Annotated in this window: 20 protein-coding genes; 10 read left to right on the top strand and 10 right to left on the bottom strand. The window is 57.0% G+C overall.

All coding sequences use genetic code 11. The features are described 5' to 3' along the window. Positions 1–52 precede the first annotated feature (52 nt). The 4 genes from ACOKCT_RS05195 to ACOKCT_RS05210 all read left to right on the top strand — a co-directional run bounded on the left by ACOKCT_RS05195 (position 53) and on the right by ACOKCT_RS05210 (position 4,427). Entirely contained in the window at positions 53–520 is a 468-nt protein-coding gene (locus ACOKCT_RS05195; RefSeq protein WP_114315995.1) for a MarR family winged helix-turn-helix transcriptional regulator, read from the top strand. Continuing rightward, positions 520–1,587 (top strand): HlyD family secretion protein, encoded by a 1,068-nt coding sequence (locus ACOKCT_RS05200; protein WP_103823106.1) that lies wholly within the window; start codon positions 520–522, stop codon positions 1,585–1,587. Before ACOKCT_RS05195 ends, ACOKCT_RS05200 begins: the two co-directional genes overlap by 1 nt. Positions 1,588–1,589: 2 nt before the next feature. Beyond that, entirely contained in the window at positions 1,590–2,669 is a 1,080-nt protein-coding gene (locus ACOKCT_RS05205; protein ID WP_103823107.1) for a DUF2955 domain-containing protein, read from the top strand. A gap of 84 nt (positions 2,670–2,753) precedes the next feature. Beyond that, positions 2,754–4,427 carry a hypothetical protein gene (locus ACOKCT_RS05210; RefSeq protein ID WP_420193241.1) on the top strand — a complete coding sequence of 558 codons (1,674 nt, stop codon included), beginning with the start codon at positions 2,754–2,756 and terminating at the stop codon, positions 4,425–4,427. A 16-nt stretch (positions 4,428–4,443) separates the two neighbouring features. Here ACOKCT_RS05210 and ACOKCT_RS05215 read toward each other — a convergent pair whose 3' ends face one another. Next, positions 4,444–4,569 (bottom strand): hypothetical protein, encoded by a 126-nt coding sequence (locus ACOKCT_RS05215; RefSeq protein ID WP_255410173.1) that lies wholly within the window; start codon positions 4,567–4,569, stop codon positions 4,444–4,446. 88 nt (positions 4,570–4,657) lie between these two features. Between ACOKCT_RS05215 and ACOKCT_RS05220 the strand changes: the two genes are divergently transcribed. Together ACOKCT_RS05220 and ACOKCT_RS05225 are read left to right on the top strand one after the other, a co-directional pair. Beyond that, a complete protein-coding gene (locus tag ACOKCT_RS05220) occupies positions 4,658–5,734 on the top strand; it encodes a hypothetical protein (protein WP_420193242.1) in 1,077 nt (358 codons plus the stop codon). Next, a complete protein-coding gene (locus ACOKCT_RS05225) occupies positions 5,731–6,804 on the top strand; it encodes a glycoside hydrolase family 88/105 protein (protein WP_420193243.1) in 1,074 nt (357 codons plus the stop codon). The genes ACOKCT_RS05220 and ACOKCT_RS05225 overlap by 4 nt, the downstream gene beginning before the upstream one ends. 30 nt (positions 6,805–6,834) lie before the next feature. Here ACOKCT_RS05225 and ACOKCT_RS05230 read toward each other — a convergent pair whose 3' ends face one another. The 3 genes from ACOKCT_RS05230 to ACOKCT_RS05240 form a co-directional block, all read right to left on the bottom strand. Further along, positions 6,835–8,115 (bottom strand): DUF445 domain-containing protein, encoded by a 1,281-nt coding sequence (locus ACOKCT_RS05230; RefSeq protein WP_420193244.1) that lies wholly within the window; start codon positions 8,113–8,115, stop codon positions 6,835–6,837. A gap of 143 nt (positions 8,116–8,258) precedes the next feature. Continuing rightward, on the bottom strand, positions 8,259–8,903 hold the full coding sequence (locus ACOKCT_RS05235) for a LysE family translocator (protein ID WP_420193245.1): 645 nt from the start codon (positions 8,901–8,903) through the stop codon (positions 8,259–8,261). 47 nt (positions 8,904–8,950) lie between these two features. Continuing rightward, positions 8,951–9,694 carry an AraC family transcriptional regulator gene (locus tag ACOKCT_RS05240; protein WP_114388032.1) on the bottom strand — a complete coding sequence of 248 codons (744 nt, stop codon included), beginning with the start codon at positions 9,692–9,694 and terminating at the stop codon, positions 8,951–8,953. 358 nt (positions 9,695–10,052) lie between these two features. Here ACOKCT_RS05240 and ACOKCT_RS05245 point away from each other — a divergent pair, with 358 nt between their 5' ends. The 4 genes from ACOKCT_RS05245 (at position 10,053) to ACOKCT_RS05260 (ending at position 12,791) form a co-directional block, all read left to right on the top strand. Then, positions 10,053–10,271 carry a polymorphic toxin type 44 domain-containing protein gene (locus tag ACOKCT_RS05245; RefSeq protein ID WP_420193293.1) on the top strand — a complete coding sequence of 73 codons (219 nt, stop codon included), beginning with the start codon at positions 10,053–10,055 and terminating at the stop codon, positions 10,269–10,271. Continuing rightward, positions 10,249–10,671, top strand: a complete 423-nt coding sequence (locus tag ACOKCT_RS05250; RefSeq protein WP_103178112.1) for a hypothetical protein — start codon at positions 10,249–10,251, stop codon at positions 10,669–10,671. Before ACOKCT_RS05245 ends, ACOKCT_RS05250 begins: the two co-directional genes overlap by 23 nt. Positions 10,672–10,676: 5 nt before the next feature. After that, a complete protein-coding gene (locus ACOKCT_RS05255) occupies positions 10,677–10,856 on the top strand; it encodes a hypothetical protein (RefSeq protein ID WP_420193246.1) in 180 nt (59 codons plus the stop codon). A gap of 564 nt (positions 10,857–11,420) precedes the next feature. Then, on the top strand, positions 11,421–12,791 hold the full coding sequence (locus tag ACOKCT_RS05260) for an NAD-dependent succinate-semialdehyde dehydrogenase (protein WP_214421590.1): 1,371 nt from the start codon (positions 11,421–11,423) through the stop codon (positions 12,789–12,791). Positions 12,792–12,854: 63 nt separating this feature from the next. Here ACOKCT_RS05260 and ACOKCT_RS05265 read toward each other — a convergent pair whose 3' ends face one another. The 6 genes from ACOKCT_RS05265 to ACOKCT_RS05290 form a co-directional block, all read right to left on the bottom strand. Then, positions 12,855–13,400, bottom strand: coding sequence for a YfaZ family outer membrane protein (locus ACOKCT_RS05265; protein ID WP_103823123.1), 546 nt, complete (start codon positions 13,398–13,400; stop codon positions 12,855–12,857). Between the two features lie 366 nt (positions 13,401–13,766). Continuing rightward, positions 13,767–14,720 carry a GTPase gene (yjiA, locus tag ACOKCT_RS05270; RefSeq protein WP_103178117.1) on the bottom strand — a complete coding sequence of 318 codons (954 nt, stop codon included), beginning with the start codon at positions 14,718–14,720 and terminating at the stop codon, positions 13,767–13,769. Between the two features lie 10 nt (positions 14,721–14,730). After that, a complete protein-coding gene (locus ACOKCT_RS05275; protein ID WP_032616354.1) occupies positions 14,731–14,934 on the bottom strand; it encodes a YbdD/YjiX family protein in 204 nt (67 codons plus the stop codon). A 96-nt stretch (positions 14,935–15,030) separates the two neighbouring features. Further along, the gene (locus tag ACOKCT_RS05280) at positions 15,031–17,184 is read right to left on the bottom strand and encodes a carbon starvation CstA family protein (RefSeq protein ID WP_114315979.1); all 2,154 of its coding nucleotides are present in this window, start codon (positions 17,182–17,184) and stop codon (positions 15,031–15,033) included. 212 nt (positions 17,185–17,396) lie between these two features. Further along, positions 17,397–17,666, bottom strand: coding sequence for a YkgJ family cysteine cluster protein (locus ACOKCT_RS05285; RefSeq protein ID WP_103823127.1), 270 nt, complete (start codon positions 17,664–17,666; stop codon positions 17,397–17,399). Further along, positions 17,663–19,234, bottom strand: a complete 1,572-nt coding sequence (locus ACOKCT_RS05290) for a cobalamin adenosyltransferase (protein ID WP_269776043.1) — start codon at positions 19,232–19,234, stop codon at positions 17,663–17,665. The genes ACOKCT_RS05285 and ACOKCT_RS05290 overlap by 4 nt, the downstream gene beginning before the upstream one ends. Positions 19,235–19,273 lie beyond the last annotated feature (39 nt).

The following is a 19,273-nucleotide window of genomic DNA, read 5'->3' on the forward strand; positions in this document are numbered from 1 at the left end:
ATACTTACCCTGATAACTATTATCTTCTCAGCGTGTGAAACGAGGATCCCCCATGCGTGAAGAAGATCTGTTCTGCCGCAGGCCGATGGGCATGCGGATGGCAATGATTGTGCGTCAGTGGCGCGCAGTGATTGACGAAGCCATTCTCGACACCGGGTTAACCCAGTCGAGCTGGACGGTGATGATGCAGCTAAAGCAGTTGGGGGATAACGTCTCGGTGAGCGAACTGGCGGAGGTGCAGGGCATTGAACTGCCGCCGCTGATGCGCACCCTTTCACAGCTGGAAAAGCAGGGCTACCTGCTGCGCACTACATCGCCTTATGACAAGCGTATCCGGCTGCTGACGCTCACACCCGAGGGTAACGCGGTGCTGAAAACCCTGACCCAGATTATCGAGACGTTCCAGGAGCGGGTATCGCAGAATATCGCCCCGGAACATCTCGAGATTTTCAGCGCCACACTCAATCAAATCGCCTGCAACTTGCGGACTATCCGCGAAGAAGATAACAAGACCGAATAATCATGACCCCTGAACAAAAGTTTGCCCGCTGGGTAAGGGTAAGTATTGCCTCTTTCCTGCTGATGTTTGTCTATTTCATTATCGCTGATATCTGGATCCCGCTGACGCCGGACTCCACGGTGATGCGTGTGGTGACGCCCGTTTCCGCGCGCGTCTCCGGCTATGTAGCGGCGGTGCACGTGCATAATAACAGCCAGGTGAAGCGGGGCGATTTGCTGTTTGAACTCGATCCGACGCCATTCCGTAATAAAGTGGAAGCGGCGCAGATCGCGCTGGAGCAGGCGCGTCTCGCCAATCAGCAGCTGGACGCGCAAATTGTGGCGACCCAGGCGAGCCTGAAAACCGCCCAGCTCACCGCCCGTAACGACAAAGTTACCTTCGATCGCTATCAGAAACTCAGCACGTTGCAGAACGTCTCCCAGGCGGATCTGGATAAAGTCCGCACCACCTGGCAGGGCAGCGAGCAGGCGGTGGCGAATCTGGAAGCCACCATCCATCAGCTGCGTATTGAGCGCGGCGAGCGGGACGAAAAGCGTAACGTGACCCTGCAAAAATACCGCAACGCGCTGGACGAGGCGGAACTCAATCTCCGCTGGACGAAAATCTACGCCGAGGCGGACGGGACCGTCAGTAACGTGCAGCTGAGCCCCGGTTTTTATGCCACCTCCGGCTCGGCGGCGCTGGCGCTGGTGAATAACCAGAGCGATATCGTCGCCGATTTCCGGGAAAAGAGCCTGCGCCATACCCGTCAGGGAACCGATGCCGCCGTGGTGTTTGACGCCTTCCCGGGCCACGTTTTCCGCGCCCACGTCACCAGCAGCGACGCCGGTATTCTGGCCGGGCAGGAGGCCGTCAACGGCCAGCTCTCTGAGCCGGAAACCTCCAACCGCTGGGTGCGAGACGCGCAGCGCATGCGCATTCACGTGGCGCTGGACGAGCCGCTGCCAAAGCACCTGCCGACCGGGGCGCGCGCCACCGTGCAGCTCTATAACAGCGAAGGTCCGTTTGCCCGCTTCTTCTCCGGGATGCAGATCCACCTCGTCAGCCTGCTGCACTATGTGTACTGATTATGTCTATTAATACCCTGGCGCGGGTCTTTACCCCGCACGGCAACATCGTCTACACCGCCAACGACTTTCGCCAGACGCTGCGCATCGTCTTTGCCGGGATGATCGCCCTGAGCGTGTCGAGCTTCTACAACACCAGCTACGGCGTCTTTTTCGTGATCTACCCGATCATGCTGCTGTCGTTGGTGCCGGTGTTTAACCGCCACGTGGCAAAACAGTTTGTGTTCAGTTCGGCGCTGAACTGCATTGAAATGGTGTTTATCATCGGTTATCTGGCGCAATGGCCAGTGATCATGACCCTGGTGGTGTTTGGCCTCTATGTGATGCGTTTTCGCTTTATGAGCCAGGGGCCGCTGTTCCTCTTTGGCTCGATGGGGGTGGTGTGCCAGAGCACCATGCTCAACTTTATGAGCTACCCCACCACCAACTGGCACACGCTGCTCTTTTCCAACCTCGAAGCCAGCGTGATGGCGGTTTGCTTAAGCGCGCTGATGCACTATCTGCTGCCGGATGTCGAACCGCGAACGCCACCGCCGCGGCTGGAGAAAGACGCCGCCCGCGTGCGCCACGAATCGCTGCTCTCCGGGACCGTGGCGACGCTGATTTTTGTGGTGTTCCAGATAAGCGATCTCAGCGATTCGCTGTCGGCGCTGATGGCGGGCATCCTGATCCTCTTCCCGATGCACTATCGCGGCGCGGTAATGAGTTCGCTGTGGCGCGTGGTGGGGGTGGTGCTCGGCTGCCTCTATATTCTGCTGGTGCAGATGGTGCTCTACGATCACAGCAGCCACATGCTGCTGATGATGCCGCTGATTGGGCTCGGGCTGGCGTTTGGCGCCCGCCTGCACGTGATGGAGAAGGTGGGGGCCGGGGTCGGTTTTGCCAGCATCACCACCATCGGCATTATGTTCGGCCAGAACATGCACCCGGACGGCGACCTGGTGTTCAGCGATCTCTACCGCATCGTCTCGGTGACGGTGGCGCTGGTGGCGACCCTGACGATCGTGTTCCTTATGCATCTGTTTCTTAACTGCTTTGCGCCGACGCGCTATATCATCACGCCACCCGCCGGGGATAAATGATAATGTGCGGTAGTCTGCACATTAATTCATCCTTCTGTGGTAGTAATGCCGGTTGGCTAATCGGATGACAAAGGGAAGGGATCTATGTGGCAGACGCGGGCGCTGGAGCTGAATAATCAGGCTTACTGGAACTGGGAAAAGGCTTGCGAACTGGTGGACTGGGCCGTCGCGCATGACTTTAACACCGTGGTTGTCGGGCAGGTGGATCTGTTCGACAAACTGGTCTCCCCGAAAGGCTATACGCCGCATCTCGACAACGACCGCCTCTCCAGCCAGCAGCGTGCCCGCTGCGTCTACCTCAACCGGCTGGGCCAACTCTGCCAGCAAAAGGGGTTGCGTTTTTACCTGCAGGCCAAAGAGTTCAGCTTCCCTACCGAACTGCTGCTGGCGCACCCGCATCTGTTTGAGCCGGGCCACGGCGTGCGCCTCGACGTTGATTTCTGGTGCGGGTTCCTGACCCGTAAAATCGCCCTGATCTGCCAGCGGATTCCTGCCATTAGCGGCCTGCTGGTCGCGATCTCCAGCACCGACGGCCTGCTGCCCGTGTCGCGCCCTAACTGGGAGTTACAGGCAGAGGGCGAAGTCAATCAGGTCCAGCGCGACGCCCGAAGCCTGGCCATCTACAGCCGCTGCTTTAATGCCATGTCCCGCACCATGCAGGCCGAAAATAAACATCTGGTGCTGCGGGTATTTCCGGCGGGCAATCACGATCTGCACAACGTGCTGGAGGCAATCCGCCCGCTGCCCGAGAGCGTCAGCGTCTCCATTAAACTCACTCCGGAACGTTTCTGGCAGTCATTTCCCAATAACCCGGCCCTGCTGGCGGTGGAGGAGCGCGAAGTGTGGGCGGATATCGATCTGGTGGGCGAAGAGGTGGGCTGGGGCGTCTTTCCCTGGCTGCGCATCGACGAACTGCAGGGGCGTCTGCTGTGGTGCCGCTCGAATCCGGCGATCCGCGGCGTGGTGTGCAAAGCCAGCTGGGAAGGGGTGGATAACCACTGGGTGATGGGCACCCTGAGCGAGTGCAATCTGGTTGCCTGTAGCCGGATGTTAGCCAGCGAAGGCAGCCACCTTAGCGTGGCGCAACTGCTGCATAGCTGGCTGGATGAGCGCTATGGCTGGCAGCCGGATGCCGACACTTTTGCTGCCTTCCACGCGCTGCTTGAGCAGGCCGGGCAGGTGCTCTATGGCGCCATCTACGTGCGCGATCACGTTTTTCATCGCCACAGTCAGGTGCCGGAAAGCTATGGCCAGGCAGTGTGGAGCCTCTACGGGCAGCTCAACCGCAACCACTGGCTGCCGGGTTCGGAGCGCGATATTTTCTTCAGCGCCAGCGACGTGGAAGCCTCTGCCGCGTCGCTGGCGCGCATTGCCCGCGAAAAAGACGAGGCCCGGGACGCCTCGCAGACGTTACAGGAAGCGGCCCTGCGCTTTACCGACACCGCCGCCTTCCCGTATGCGCTGAAACGCCGCTGGCTTGAGGAGTGGCAGGGCTTTGCCCTCTATTGCCATCTGTTTGTCCATGCCCAGAAGGCGTTCTTTACCCTGCGCTTTGCCCGCGAGGTGGAGAACAGCTGGAGCATGCGCGAAATCTGCCAGATCAACATCCAGGAGCTCTATCGCAGCGCCGCCGAACTGGACGACTTCTGCTTAAAGCATGCCGATGCTTCTCCCGGCATGCACGTGCTGTTCGATGCCTCCCGCGTGCGCGCGCTGGCGGACAGCCTGAGCGAAGAGCTGAAAGCGCTGAAGTCTTAGTGTGATCAACATCACGTCAGGTGGAGAGGGCTAAAAACCTGACGTGATCGTCCTCATCATTCTTCTTCCTTGCCGGTTGCGTGGTGTGATCGGCATCACGCTGCATCGCTGCCTGTCGTCCGGTTTGTGAGTTGTCAGGCATATCCCTCCAATCCCCCTCCTGGGCTGCTCGCCCCGCAAGGCCAATCTGCTGATGATAGCGGCGTAATGGACGGGTTGATGAGGAAGATATGTCACAAGGTGACTGGCAGTTAGCACAGGGCGACGCACTCACGCGTTTTCTGGGGTCAGCGGCAAAAGCAGAGCGCTTTGCCGAGTTCTATACCGGTGAAACGACAGAGCCCACCATTGAGGTGGGGCCGGATGCGCCGTCGTTTTGCCGTCGGGTGTTCCTGAAGACCCACGCCCGGCGGCGGGTGGATCCCGCCCAGGCTCTGCCGTGCCGGGAAGGGGTTTTTAGCGGCGACAACAACATTCTCTCTTTTTCGGGCTTTTATCCACTGGCGTACCATCTGCAGCGCTGGCTGCGGGTGGATCTTTTTGCGCCCCATAGCGGCACCTTTACCTTTCGTCTGACGACCTGCGGCGGCGTGCGGATCTGGCGTGACGACGAGCCGCTGGCCTGCTTTACGCCCTTCACCCGCAACCGCATGCAGCACACCGAGGTCGCGCTACCGTTGAGCGCCGGTAAGAACCGCCTGCTGATCCATCTGGATGAACTGTTTGAACGCGATACAACATTTGCCCTGCAAATGGTCTACCTCGACGCGATCCCGCTTGGCTATGGGCTGCCGGAGGCGTGCCCGCAGCTCAGCGCCCCACGGCAGTACACGCCGCCTGCGCACAGCACGACGGCCCACGACGATAGCGGCCAACGCCTGTTGACGCTGATGGCGCAGCGGGAATATGGCCCGGAACTCGACGCGCTGCTGTACAGCACCCTGAAGCGCGTCAGCGCCCGGGAAGCGGGCTCGGTGTTTTCACTCCTGTCGCTGCTCGTTCTCTGGCATCGCCATCAGGGAGAGCACTTCCCGGCGGTGCTGTGGCGGCGGATAAAATCCACGCTGCTGGGCTATCGCTACTGGCACGATGAGCGGGGCTGCGACGTGATGGCGTTCTGGGGCGAGGAGAACGTACTCGCCTTCCAGACGGCGCAGTATCTGGCGGGGAAATTGTTCCCGGATGCGCTGTTTATCGCTTCTGGCCGTCTGGGGCATCAACAGCAACGTCTGGCGCTCGCACGTGCCGCCGATACCGGGGCATTACTGGCCCATGCAGAAACATTCTTAAAAGGGGCGACAGCATGAACAGCGCGCAGCAGAGGAAAATACTGGATCGCGTGGTGCGCGGTTTCTGCCGACTGAAAAATCTTGATGAAGTGGGGGCTGGAGACGGGTTCTCCATCAACTTCGAAGAGTGGGAATGGGAGATTGGCGTCGGGCTGTACGGCTTCTGGCGCTTTGCGGAACACCAGCAGGATGCGGCGCTGCAGCAGTCGATTCTGGCGTGGTACGAAACGCAGATTGCGAAAGGGCTGCCGGAGATGCAGATCAACACCACCGCGCCGATGATCGCCCTGGCGCTGGTGGCCGGGCATCATCAGCGCCAGGATCTGCTTGAGACGGTCAGCGACTGGGCCGACGCCCTGCTGCGCGACCTGCCAAAAACCGAAGAGGGCGGATTCCAGCACGTGGTGAAAGAGCAGGCGAACACCGGCCAGCTGTGGGATGACACGCTGTTTATGACCTGTCTGTTCCTCGGGGTGGCGGGGATTGTGCTCAAACGCCGGGATCTGATCGACGAGGCGAGCTACCAGTTCCTGCTCCACACCCGCTATCTCAGCGATCCGGTGAGCGGGCTGTGGTATCACGGCTGGACCTTTGTCGATAAGCACCATTTCGCCGGGGCGTTCTGGGCGCGCGGCAACGCGTGGATCACCGTCGCCATTCCGGAATTTATCGCGCTGATGGGCGAGCATCTGGACGCCAGCGTACGTCGCTATCTGGCGCAGGTGGTGGCGCGTCAGGTGCGCACGCTGTGCGATCTGCAGGCGGAGAACGGCATGTGGCACACGGTGCTGGACGATCCGCTTTCGCCGCAGGAGTCCTCCGCCACGGCGGGTATCGCCTGGGGGATGCTGCGCGGCGTGCGGATGGGCATTCTGGATGCGGCGGTGAGCAGGCATGCCCTGCGGGCGTTCGAGGCGGTGATGGCGCGCATTGACGAGGAGGGGATTGTGCTGGAAGCCTCCCGCGGCACCATGCTGGGCTGGGATATTCAGTACTACTGCGATATCGCGATGGCCCCGGTGCCCTACGCCCAGGCATTAACCATCCTGCTGCTGCTGGAGATCGATCAGGGCGGCTGGCTGGCGTAATGTGCAGAAGGCCGGCGATCCGGCCTTTTTTTAGCGGCCCAGCAGCGGCAGGAGTTCCGGCAGTTGTGAGAGTAAAAACAGGATCAGCCCAATCGTGCCGCCCACCAGCGTGCCGTTGACGCGGATAAACTGTAAGTCCTTGCCGATGTTCAGCTCAATCTGGCGGGACATATCTTTGGCATCCCAGCCTTTTACCGTGTCGCTGATATGACGGGTGAGGAAGCGGGCAAAATCGGGTGCCACGCGGTGCGCGGCCTGCTCCAGATGTTCGTTCAGCGAGGCGCGCAGGTTGTTGTCCGCCACCAGGGTTTCACCAAACCACAGCCCGGCGTTGGCAAGGCGCTGCTTCACGCGGGAGTCGTCGCGCTGCATATCGGCCTTCAGCCACTGGCGCAGGTCGGCCCACATCTCGCCCAGATAGCGGTTAAACGCCTCGTCGTTCTTCAGATACGTTTTGATGTTCTCGGCTTTGGCCGCGGTTTCCGGGTCGTTTTTCAGGTTATCAACCAGCTTAAATACCGCGCGGTCGAAGGCCTGGCGGATCTGATGGGTACGATCGTGGCTGACATCATCCAGGATGGCATTCACCGCGTTTGAAACCACCTCGGCGCTCTGATCCCCCAGCCACTCGGTGGGCAGCACCATCGATTTGCGCGGATGTTCGGTCTTCAGCCAGTGGACGATTTGCGCGGCGATAAAATCGCGCGTGCTGTCGCGCTGCAGCAGGGTAATCAGGCGATTAATCACCGCGTCCAGCAGCACCTGATGACGCCCGTTTTTCGTCATGCTTTCCAGCATGGCGGCGCTGGTTTCGCTGAAATCGACCTTATCCAGCGCTTTATGCACCGCCCGCTTCAGCATCCGCTGAATGCGCCCGTCGTCTGTCAGCTCCAGAAAACCGCTCATCACCTGCATGATGTGCTGCCCGACGCGCTCGGCGTTGTCCGGCTTGCTGAACCAGTTGCCGATAAGCAGCGCCGGTTCATGCTTGCGGATGAGCGCCACCAGCGACTGGGTATCAAGAAACTTCTCCTGCACAAACTGGCCGAGATTGTCGCCAATCCGGTCCTTATTGCGCGGGATAATCGCCGTATGTTTCGAAATAAAGGGGATCGGTACGCGACGAAACAGGGCCACCACGGCAAACCAGTCCGCCAGCGCGCCAACCATCGCCGCTTCGGCAATGGCTTTTACGCCGCGCACCCAGAAGGTTTGTGGCAGAAAGAGGGTAGCGATAAAGGTCGCGGCGGCAATCAGCAGCAGCGACAGCGCCAGTAGCTTGGCGCGTTTGAGTTCAGCGAGTTTTTCCATAGGGTTAAGGATAGAGGGAGAAAAGGCGAAGGGGCAAGGGAGCGGGCATTTTCCCCGGTGGCGCTGCGCTTACCGGGGCTACGAGGAGTGCCAGGGGGTTGTAGGCCTGATAAGCGTAGCGCCATCAGGCGTTTTCTCTGCATTCACAAGGGTAAGAAGAATCGCCATAAAATCCCTACGCCAAACGCAATCAGCACTACCCCCGCCACGCGCTCTATCTTCCAGAGGTGGTCGCTCAGCCGCCGCTGAACGGCGGGCAGGGCGATGAACGACACCACCGCCAGATCCCACGCCAGCACCACTGTGACCATCCAGATGCCGCTTACCGACTGCTGGAGCAGCGTCACATTCGGCCCGAGCAGGGCAGTCATCAGCGCCAGGTAAAAGAGGGCGTTTTTCGGATTTAATACCGCCGAGCCCAGGCCGAGCAGAAGCTGCCTGCGTAAGCCTGGGCGTTCCGGCTCCGCATTATCCAGCTTCAGGGTGCGGGCGCGGCTATGGAGCAGATGCCAGCCTATCCACAGCAGATACAGCCCACCCAGGAGTTCAATGGCGTTAAACAGTAGCGTGAACTGACGCAACGCGCTGGCGCCAACGATCACCAGCAGGATATAGAGCCCATTGCCCAGGGCTATCCCCACGCACAACCCGGCGCTGCCGCGCAGGCGATGACGGGCGGCGAATCCCATCAGCAAAAAGAAATCCGGGCCGGGGCTGAGCAGGGCGACGAAGTGCGCCAGCGCGAGCGCCAGAAAAGCGGGCGGAAAGAGAGCGGTAGTCAGTTCCATAGTGACCTCATCAGCAAAACTGAGGTCAGGCTACAGGGGATGGCGCGCTAATTATTGTCGGATATTGATCGCCCGGTTGCGTACTGGCGCGGCGTGGCGGCGGTGTAGCTGACAAAGGTTTTATGGAAGTGGCTCTGATCGGCAAAGCCGCTCTGGTAGCTGACGTCTGCGATGTTGTCCCCGGCGCGCAGTCGGGCTTTGGCGAACTCTACCCTTGAGATGGCAAGGAAGGTGCCGGGGGTCAGGCCGGTATCCTGCTTAAAGGTTCTGATTAGCGTCTCTTTGCGCAGGGAAAAGCGTCGGGCTAAAACATCCAGCGAGGGCGGTTCCTGCAGGCTTTGGCGCAGGGTCTGTAACAGCGCAAGGCTGGAAGGACGAAGAGGCTCAGGCGTGGCGCTGCTTTCAGCCAGAGCAGATAGCAGGGCGTTGATCGCCCCGGGCGACAGCGTGTCAACCACAGCCAGATACTGGCGGAAAAGCGCTTCGCTGCGGATCACCTGCATGGCGGGCTGAAGGTCAGTCTCCAGATAGAGCATGTGGTAACTGCGGGGTTGTCCCGCAACGGGGTTACAGCTGTGCGGCAGATGCGCGGGGATCACAATTAGATCGCCAGGATGGAGGGTGAACGGCTCGCCGTTGCAGGTGCAGCAGGTTTGCCCCTCGAGAATGGCGCCAATAGAAAGCTGGGCATGGCTGTGACGCTTATAGGCTTGCGTGCTCTGCCAGGTGCTGCGCAGCTCCACGCCGGGCTGGCGTATGAAGGTCTGATTGACTTGGCGGGTATGGGGCATAGCGGTCACCAGTGTGAAGGGTAAGGGGTTTAGGTGCTTATAGCATGAGCGGACAAAGGTGTCGCCTGGAATAATTTGGGAGAGGTCGTTATGTGATAAGAATAGTGGTATAAAATTCAGGGTTAAATAAAATAGCGACGACGCATCATGGACTTATAGGCGAAATTATCAAAGGAATGAATATATGGCCGTTATACCATTATTACCCAAAGAGGGTTTGGATCTTATTCATAAGAATATGCGCGAGGCGCGTATAAATGGAATGTCGAGAAATATGGCCTTGCCGCAAACTTATTACTGGTTCTATCAATAAGTCCGGAATCGAGGGCCCTGGGATTACAAACAGCAAGACAGAAAACTGGCAAATTTTGGCAATTTTAATTATGGTGCAACAGGATTTGCCGCGGGTATACCTGAGAAAACGCTCTATATGGGAGCGGGTTTTGCGCAGTCACATGCTAAGACGTCGCGTCCACAATGGGGTGCATGGCATGGCGAATTTCCCTATGGTGACGACCCGCGCGATCAGTTTTGGATTAAACAGGGAATAAACTATGCACGTCAGCACGGCTATTAAATGGTTACATCGGCTGATCACCATCCTGTTACTTATTATCGTTGCAGGCTATTTTTCTTATGAATACTTCATGGAGAGTCGAAGCGACGATCGTTTAGTGATGCAAAAGGAGATTTCAGAAAACGTGACGCTTTACGTCACGCAGTATGGGGGTGGGGCAACCGTGCCTGATGTCTATCGTTATTACCTGGATAAAAAAAATCAGACGATAGAGCAGCTCAGGGAAAGTGAGCCTTTTCTTGTTTCAGATAATGGCAGTGCCATAATTAGCGGCTACGGAAATACTATCAATGTTAAGTTATCAGGGCGTATCTACTCTTTCAGTAATCTTACAATGTTCTACGCTCAGGAAAATCTGGTTATCCCTGTGATTAATCTTACTGCTACAGGAGTACGTTAATTCATATGGACATGAAAAAGCATGCAGTGGTGAGACTCAAACGCGATGATATGCCACTACATATTATCCTGCATACTAATGAACTGTTAGCATTGGCAGAAAAGTCTGATAAGGAAATCGATTATAGCGATATTCCAGAAACTACCGATGAACAGTGGGGTAATGAGGTTCGCGGGAAATTTTAGTGATCTAAAATAACAGATGCCACCTGAAGGTGGCGCGCTCGATATAATTGGCTTCACCCTCGTAAAACCCTTTGTGGAAGCGGTTTTTATAGCAAGCCAACGATGGTGGCTCTATTTAGAAAAATAGAAATCGTGACAGTAAATTAAATGAAAAATAGCAATTTTTTCTCCTGTATGTATAAGCATATTTTAAAGGCTTTGATATTCTTGACGGTTCAGATCTGGAGTTTGTTTGAAGCCGTATTATTTGTAGGCGGGTTTATAGTTTGCCTTATGTTGCCTGTCGTGTGGCCAATGAAGTTCGTTTATGCCGCGTTATGGCTTGTTGTATTCTACGTATGTTTAAACGTTATTGGTGTATTAGAAAAATCTCTTGCCAGAAAAAAAAGCGAATAGGAAAAGATTGTCTTCAAAGACAGCTGGAACGAACGCTGCGTCGCCTGAATGGAGCAATTATATCTCACGCCACCCGCCGGGTGGCACACCCTGTATACCTAACTTTACCTGCGAAACCAGCTATTTTGACTACTCTTAATACCCCAAGCGGTAAAAAAGGAGGCAACAATGGCCTATCAGACAGTGAATCCTGCCAACAACAAACTCATCAAAGAATATCCTTCTCATACTGATGCTGACGTCGAAGCGGCGCTGAATACGGCTGATGCGCTCTACCATTCCGACTGGTCAAAGGGCAGTATCGACAAGCGCCTGGCGGTGCTGCATAAGCTGGCGGACCTTATTGATTCCCGCACTGAAGAGCTGGCAAAAATCGCCAGCGAGGAGATGGGTAAACTCATAGCCCAGAGCCGTGGCGAGGTAAAACTCTGCGCCCAGATAGCCCGCTACTACGCCGACAATGCGAAGCAGTTTCTTGCGCCGGTGAAGTATCCGTCGGAGCTTGGCGAAGCGTGGGTGGAGCATCACCCCATCGGCGTGGTGATGGCCGTAGAGCCGTGGAACTTCCCTTACTACCAGCTGATGCGCGTGCTGGCACCGAACCTGGCGGCGGGTAACCCGGTTATCGCCAAACATGCCAGCATCGTGCCACACTGTGCCGAGACCTTCGCCCATCTGGTGCGCGAAGCCGGCGCTCCGGACGGGGCGTGGACTAACCTGTTTATCTCTTCAGATCAGGTGGCCAATATCATCGCTGACGATCGTGTGCAGGGCGCGGCGCTGACCGGGTCTGAGAAGGCCGGTAGCATCGTGGCGGCCCAGGCGGCGAAGCACATCAAAAAATCGACCCTTGAGCTGGGCGGTAACGACGTCTTTGTGGTGCTGGACGATGCCGATCTGGAGAAGGCGGTAAAAATTGGCGTCAATGCGCGCCTGGCCAATGCCGGACAGGTCTGTACCGCAGCCAAACGCTTTATTATCCACGAGAAAGTGGCGGAGGAGTTCCTGGCGAAGTACACCGAAGCCTTTAAGCAGGTGAAGATTGGCGATCCGCTGGACGAGAGCACCACGCTTGGGCCGCTCTCCTCGAAAGACGCGCTGGAAACCCTGACAAAGCAGGTCGATGAGGCGGTGAAAAATGGCGCCACGCTGCATTACGGCGGCAAACCGGTGCAACGCGAGGGCAGCTTCTTTGAGCCGACCATCCTGACCAATATCACCCGCGATAACCCGGCGTACTTCGAAGAGTTCTTCGGCCCGGTGGCGCAGATTTATGTGGTGAAAAATGATGAGGAGGCGGTGAAACTCGCCAACGACTCGCACTACGGTCTGGGCGGCGCGATCTTCAGTAAAGATACCGATCGTGCCAGAAAGATGGCCTCGAAGATCGAAACCGGGATGGTGTGGATCAACTGGCTCACCGATACCGCGGCAGAGCTGCCGTTTGGCGGGGTGAAGCGTTCTGGTTACGGGCGTGAGCTGTCGGATCTGGGGATCAAAGAGTTTGTGAACCAGAAGCTGGTGGTGATCCGCCGGTAAAAGTTTTTACCGGAACAAAGGCGGCAGCGGATGCCGCCTTTTTTATGCTTCGGCCTGGTTTTATCAGAAGGTGACGCCGCCGCCAACGTAGGCGCCGTCAATCAGGGTGTGGCCCGGACGGCCATCTTTGCCGTCAACGCTGACGTGACGGTAACCCACCTTCAGGGTTACGGGGGTAACCGGCGTCCAGCTCACGCCGCCGTTGGCTTCAACGTAGTTTTTCACGCTGTTGTTCAGTCCTTCCGGCGCGACATAGCCTTCACCATAAACGTGGATGCTGTCGGTCAGGGCCAGGTTGACGCCACCACCGATAGGGAATGCCACGCCGTTATCGCCTTTCTTCGGTCCGAGGTAGATGGCTTTCGCACCGGCATTGAGCATCACCGGCCCCACTTCCAGGTTATAACCCGCGCCAACACCGCCGGTCTGGGTGCCGTCATCGGTGTTTTTCAGCCAGTTACCTTCGGCATACAAACCTGAGGAGGATTTACCCATCTCAAGGTTCAGATTGGTGAAGTTTTTGCTCTGCTCAATGCTGCCGCCCATGGCCATCGCGGAGCCAGAAATCGCGGTCAGTGCAGCAAGGATGAAGATATTAAGCTTTTTCATGTTTTATGCCTCGTCATCTAATTTGTCTGCGCACACCCTAACAGGCGAGGTTTATGGCTGCAAATGTGCTCATGAGCGCGGTTTTATGCTGATTTTGTGTGGATTTTGTTCAGATAATGTGAGCGAAAGGTGTAAATGGTGCCAGGTCAATCCTTAAATTTTTCACGTTGAGCGGAGGTTTAGATGAGCGCCTAAACAGAAACTGAACGGGGCGGGAAAAGTAATTAGTTAAGTATTAATTGAGTTTCTTATAATTTCCGAAAATGTTTCTGAAGTAACAGATAAAAACGTGGATTTACATTTTACATGAGCGGAACCTGATAAAAGATGATGCCCATAATGCTGATATGAGCATCATCCGGACTGTTACTTCCGTAATCCCGCAAACCCTGCGCGAATCTCTTCTTCTGGCAGTTCAATGCCAATAAACACCATGACGCTGTGCGGCTGCTCGTCGCCCCAGGGGCGATCCCAGTCGGCGCTGTAGAGACGCTGTACGCCCTGGAACAGCAGGCGGTTCGGTTCGCCGTCGATCCAGAGCATCCCTTTGTAGCGCAGCAGTTTGTCGGCAAACGACAGCAGCAGGTTCTCCATTACCCGGGAGACTTCGCTGATATCCACCGGGTAATCCAGCTCCACCACAATCGACGCCACGTCGTTCTGCTTGTCCGCCATAAAGTGGAAGCGCGGTTTAGTGGTGACATTCTCTTCCAGCATAAAGCCGTTGGTGTTGAACAGCTGAGACAGGTCGATATCGCCATGGGTGACGGTATAGATGGGGGCCCGGGAGTTGATGCGCATCAGGCGCTCGCGCAGTTTTTCACTCTCGCCCGCCACATCGGTTTTGGTCAGCAGGATGCGGTCGGCGTAGCCCACCTGCGACTGGGCGATGGTGAACTGGTTCATCTGGTCGTCGGCGTGGACCGCATCGACCAGGGCGATCACGCCGTCCAGCAAATAGCGCTGGCAGAGGATCTCATGGGAGAAAAAGGTCTGAATAATCGGGCCGGGGTCGGCCATGCCGGTGCACTCAATCACCAGGCGGTCGAAGTCGATCTCACCCCGATCGCGGCTGTCGAGCAGGTCGAGCAGGGCATCTTCGAGTTCGTTGGAGCGGGTGCAGCAGATGCAGCCATTGGTCAGGGTTTTGATCTGTGTGGCGCGATCGCCAATCAGCTGGTCGTCCACCGAGACTTCACCGAACTCGTTTTCGATGACGGCGATTTTAAAGCCGTGCTGTTCGTTAAGGATGTGACGCAACAGGGTGGTTTTGCCCGCGCCGAGAAAGCCGGTGAGTAGGGTAACTGCAATCGGTGTCATGGTCTCTCCTTCAGCAGCAGCGTACGCCGCCTTCTCCTCCTCCGCCGTAGCGCGCTTCCTGACGCTCGCGGAAGAATTCGTTGTAGGTCATGTACGGCTTATCCGGATGGTTGGTCTTCATATGCTCAACGTAGTTGTCATAGTCCGGAATGCCAATCAGCATTTTCGCTGCCTGACCGAGGTATTTTTTTGCTTCGCCTAAGTTACCAAACATTGTGCCATCCAGATAGAAAAAGCCCGGTGGCGCGCAGCGATCCGGGCCTACAGTACCGTTGTAGGGCGGGTCAGCGCAGCGCCACCCGCCATTGTTTTAGTGGTGTGAAGAGGTCTTCACGCCGCCTTCCGGCACCGGTACGTACGGCGTCTCTTTATCGGTACGACCCTCGGCGTTACGCACTTTCATCCAGGTTTTGATGCCGTAGAAGATGATGCTGTAGACCACCACCAGGAACAGAATGCTCAGACCCGCGTTGGTGTAGTTGTTCACCACGATATGGTTCATGTTGGCAATCTGCTGGGCAGTCAGCTCACTGCCGCCTGCGGCAATCTTCTCTTTGTACTGGTTAGCCATAAAGAAGAAGCCTTCCAGCTGCGGGTTGGAGCTGAACAGTTTCAGACCCAGCGCCCAGGTGGTGCAGAGCAGCAGCCACAGAGCAGGTACTACGGTCACCCAGATATATTTGGTGCGCTTCATCTTCACCAGCACCACGGTGCCGAGCACCAGGGCGACAGCCGCCAGCATCTGGTTAGAGATACCGAACAGCGGCCACAGGCTCTTCACGCCGCCCAGGGGGTCGACTACGCCCTGATACAGCAGATAGCCCCACAGACCTACGCAGCCCGCGGTACCCAGGATGCCCGCCACCAGCGAGTCGGTCTTCTTCAGGAACGGCACGAAGTTACCCAGCAGATCCTGGAGCATAAAGCGGCCTGCACGGGTACCGGCATCCAGCGCGGTAAGGATGAACAGCGCTTCGAACAGAATACCGAAGTGGTACCAGAATCCCATGTCCGCCCACGGCAGCACTTTGTGGAACACGTGGGCGATACCGACCGCCAGGGTTGGTGCGCCACCGGCACGGTTCAGCACCGACGGTTCGCCGATGTCTTTGGCCGTCTGCATGATCTGCTCAGGGGAGATCACAAAGCCCCAGGAGCTGACGGTCGCTGCCGCGTGGGCGCTTACGTCTTTCAGCTGCGCCATGATCAGCGCCGCGTTGTCACCGCCCATCTCATGCAGGTTCGGCATGGTAATGCCCAGGCCCGCAGGTGGGGTGTTCATCGCGAAGTAGAGACCCGGCTCGATGATGGAGGCCGCCACCAGGGCCATGACCGCTACGAAGGATTCCATCAGCATTGCGCCGTAACCGATAAAGCGCGCGTCGGTTTCGTTCGCCAGCAGTTTCGGCGTGGTGCCGGAGGCGATCAGGGCGTGGAAGCCAGAGACCGCACCACAGGCAATGGTGATAAACAGGAACGGGAACAGCGCGCCTTTCCACAGTGGACCGGTACCGTCGATGTACTGGGTCACCGCAGGCATTTTCAGCTCAGGGTTGATGATCACGATGCCGATCGCCAGACCGACGATCACGCCGATTTTCAGGAAGGTCGCCAGGTAATCGCGCGGCGCCAGAATGAGCCATACCGGCAGCAGGGCAGAGATAAAGGCGTAACCAATCAGCGCAAAGGTGATGGTGGTGTCTTTAAAGGTCAGCGCCGGGCCCCAGTACGGGTCGTGGGCAATCACGCCGCCGAAGTAGATGGAGGCCACCAGCAGCACAATACCGATCACTGACACTTCACCCACGCGGCCCGGACGCAGGAATCGCATATAGATCCCCATGAACAGCGCAATCGGCACGGTAGAGCAGACGGTGAAGACGCCCCACGGACTTTCCGCCAGCGCTTTCACCACGATCAGCGCCAGCACCGCAAGGATGATGATCATGATCAGGAAGCAGCCGAACAGGGCGATGGTGCCTGGAACGCGGCCCATCTCTTCTTTGATCATCTCACCCAGAGAAGCGCCGTTACGGCGAGAAGAGATAAACAGCACCATAAAGTCCTGCACCGCACCCGCCAGCACCACGCCCGCCAGCAGCCACAGGGTACCCGGCAGATAGCCCATCTGCGCCGCCAGGACTGGCCCAACCAGCGGACCCGCGCCTGCGATAGCCGCAAAGTGGTGACCAAACAGCACGTAGCGGTTGGTTGGCACGTAGTTCAGGCCGTCATTGTTAATGACCGCCGGGGTGGCGCGCGTCGGGTCGAGCTTCATGACCTTTTGCGCGATGTAGAGGCTGTAGTAGCGGTACGCCACCAGATAGACCGACACGGAGGCCACGACGATCCACAGGGCGCTGATGTGCTCGCCGCGACGCAGGGCGACGACGGCAAGGCAACATGCCCCGAGTATCCCAAGCAGCAGCCAGGGGACGTGCTTAAGTAGTTTTTTGATATCCATAATAAGACCTGGTTTTTAGATGAAAAAAGCGTCAGGGTTCGCTGTAGAGAGAGTGATTAATGCTACGGCGATCTTGCCAGAGCCTTGCGCGTGTAAAGGAAGGTAAATCGGTGAGTGGTTGTATGGCGGGATGAGCGGTCAACTGCGAGGGCGAGTGGTTCAGGCTCGCCGTCAGAGGAGGGAATTGTGTGAAGGGGATCACGAACCAGGGGTTAGTCCAGGGTTTCCAGTACCTTGCAGGCGATCTGGTTCAGGGCAATGAACTCGCTCCAGCTGTATTGCTGCTGATAATTCAGCACAAACTGTTTTTCCACCTGGCAAATAAGGGGGCGGGTTTCATAGATGCTGCACAATTTTGTCTCTATGCAGTAGTGGCGGCAAACGCCGTCGCCACGGTCGAGAAATCGGGTCTCATCAGCCCGGTTCACGTGGCGGCAGCAGGCGCCGCACTGATTGCAGGGAAACGCCGGGGCCAGAATCATAGTGATTTTAGCCAGTCGTTGACCGAGGCAAGGTTCCCTGCCTCGAAGGGCAGTTCGATGTTGCGTTTTTCGATCTCCTGACGCAGCAAGAACTCCCGTTCCAGCTCGGTGTTGACCAGCGTCAGGTGGTGGGAGAAAGACGCAAGCTCATCGGCATTCATCGAAAACTCAAGGGCTGCCAGCTCTTTCAGGTAGCGATCCAGTTCGACGTTTACTTTCTCGTAATAGGCTACCCCGCGCTGGAACTTATCCTGGAAACGGTCCAGAAACGCCCAGACGCTTTTCATCATGCTGCTATGCTCCAGAAAATAGTGCATCACCAGCGTGAGCAGGCCGGTCGCCAGCGCGCCGCAAAATGCTGCCAGCTCCGGGCCGAAGGGGAAGGCGAAGAGAGTTGAAAGATGTTCATTGATAACGACGCCCGCAGCAACTGCCACGCCAGCGGAAATGATTTTACTGACGGCTTTCATCAGCTCACCTGGCGCCAGGTTTTGCGGGTTAAAGACCATCACTTTCCACGCCTGCACCAGGTTATTCCACATCTCACGGATCAACCTCACCGCCATTTTTTGCGTAGTGAAGACGATATTCATCAGCGTGGTAGTCACGGTAGAGAGTACGCCGCCGATAGCCCCCTCTTTAAAGGCGATAAGGAATTCGCTGAACCTGACACGGATACGCTCCCATACGGCGCGAAGTGCCTCGCCAAGATCGCCCGCAAAATCGCTGGCCTGGAAGCGCTCGCGATGGCGTTGGTAAATGGCCGGAATGCGGTCGCGAAATTCGAACCACACCTCTGCCAGCACCAGGCCAAGCATCTGGCGAGTGCCCATTTTGAAGCCGTTAGCCAGGGATGCCTGTGAAATATTCAGGGCAAATTTACTGCTGGTGTAGTACGCCTGGTTTAACGTGGCATTGTAGCGAGCGCGGGCCTTCTCATCCGCCTCGCGCATCTTATCAAAATCGGCGCTGGCTTTATTTTCCAGCTTTTTCAGGCGCTTTTGTTCCTGCTCCGTAAGCGCCGGTTTGCTTTTCAGTTCGGCAATCTCGGTTGTCGTCGCCTGATATTGCTCCTGTAACACCTTAATGAACTCGCTCATCGGTTTGGCTTTTTTGGCTTTGTTGAGCGATTCGTTGGTGAAGGTCAGGTTGCTGGCATCATTCGCAAGGTCAGCGCCGTCCATCTCCGATAAAATGCGTCCGGCATCGTGGTGAATTTCATTGGCCGCAATGATGTGGTCAAGGTTAGTTACTCCATCGGCGGCGAAGGTTGCGCCGGTATAGCTGTCTTGTAGATCTCCCGCCTGGCGCTGTTTTTTGCCCTCGCGGTTGGTATCTATGTAGTTTTTATGATGATGATAGAGGGTGGAGTTATAGGCTTCGCGTTGTTCATAGCGCTGGCGCTCTGCTTCGGTGCCATAAATGTTTTGCCGGACATTATGGAGAGTATTTACATCGCCACCGGTTTTGTCTTCAAAGAGTAAAAAATCGAGTCCGAAAGAGGTGGTCAGGCTTTTCACGACCGTGGTGTGTAACTCTGATCCCCAGTCGAAGGTTGTTGTGCTCATGATAACGTTCCCTGAATAAGTTCGCCGGGCGGAGCCCGG

This window comes from Leclercia sp. M-A074-M (assembly GCF_965195605.1).
Taxonomy (GTDB): domain Bacteria; phylum Pseudomonadota; class Gammaproteobacteria; order Enterobacterales; family Enterobacteriaceae; genus Enterobacter.

Excerpts from the sequence above, each read along its gene's own strand:
- ACOKCT_RS05205 (WP_103823107.1), top strand. The coding sequence starts at position 1,590 with ATGTCTATTAATACCCTGGCGCGGGTCTTTACCCCGCACGGCAACATC.
- ACOKCT_RS05235 (WP_420193245.1), bottom strand. The coding sequence starts at position 8,903 with ATGGAACTGACTACCGCTCTCTTTCCGCCCGCTTTTCTGGCGCTCGCG.
- ACOKCT_RS05215 (WP_255410173.1), bottom strand. The coding sequence starts at position 4,569 with ATGCCTGACAACTCACAAACCGGACGACAGGCAGCGATGCAGCGTGAT.
- yjiA (WP_103178117.1), bottom strand. The coding sequence starts at position 14,720 with ATGACACCGATTGCAGTTACCCTACTCACCGGCTTTCTCGGCGCGGGC.
- ACOKCT_RS05225 (WP_420193243.1), top strand. The coding sequence starts at position 5,731 with ATGAACAGCGCGCAGCAGAGGAAAATACTGGATCGCGTGGTGCGCGGT.
- ACOKCT_RS05195 (WP_114315995.1), top strand. The coding sequence starts at position 53 with ATGCGTGAAGAAGATCTGTTCTGCCGCAGGCCGATGGGCATGCGGATG.
- ACOKCT_RS05220 (WP_420193242.1), top strand. The coding sequence starts at position 4,658 with ATGTCACAAGGTGACTGGCAGTTAGCACAGGGCGACGCACTCACGCGT.
- ACOKCT_RS05285 (WP_103823127.1), bottom strand. The coding sequence starts at position 17,666 with ATGATTCTGGCCCCGGCGTTTCCCTGCAATCAGTGCGGCGCCTGCTGC.
- ACOKCT_RS05265 (WP_103823123.1), bottom strand. The coding sequence starts at position 13,400 with ATGAAAAAGCTTAATATCTTCATCCTTGCTGCACTGACCGCGATTTCT.
- ACOKCT_RS05260 (WP_214421590.1), top strand. The coding sequence starts at position 11,421 with ATGGCCTATCAGACAGTGAATCCTGCCAACAACAAACTCATCAAAGAA.
- ACOKCT_RS05230 (WP_420193244.1), bottom strand. The coding sequence starts at position 8,115 with ATGGAAAAACTCGCTGAACTCAAACGCGCCAAGCTACTGGCGCTGTCG.
- ACOKCT_RS05255 (WP_420193246.1), top strand. The coding sequence starts at position 10,677 with ATGGACATGAAAAAGCATGCAGTGGTGAGACTCAAACGCGATGATATG.
- ACOKCT_RS05290 (WP_269776043.1), bottom strand. The coding sequence starts at position 19,234 with ATGAGCACAACAACCTTCGACTGGGGATCAGAGTTACACACCACGGTC.
- ACOKCT_RS05275 (WP_032616354.1), bottom strand. The coding sequence starts at position 14,934 with ATGTTTGGTAACTTAGGCGAAGCAAAAAAATACCTCGGTCAGGCAGCG.
- ACOKCT_RS05240 (WP_114388032.1), bottom strand. The coding sequence starts at position 9,694 with ATGCCCCATACCCGCCAAGTCAATCAGACCTTCATACGCCAGCCCGGC.
- ACOKCT_RS05280 (WP_114315979.1), bottom strand. The coding sequence starts at position 17,184 with ATGGATATCAAAAAACTACTTAAGCACGTCCCCTGGCTGCTGCTTGGG.
- ACOKCT_RS05210 (WP_420193241.1), top strand. The coding sequence starts at position 2,754 with ATGTGGCAGACGCGGGCGCTGGAGCTGAATAATCAGGCTTACTGGAAC.
- ACOKCT_RS05250 (WP_103178112.1), top strand. The coding sequence starts at position 10,249 with ATGCACGTCAGCACGGCTATTAAATGGTTACATCGGCTGATCACCATC.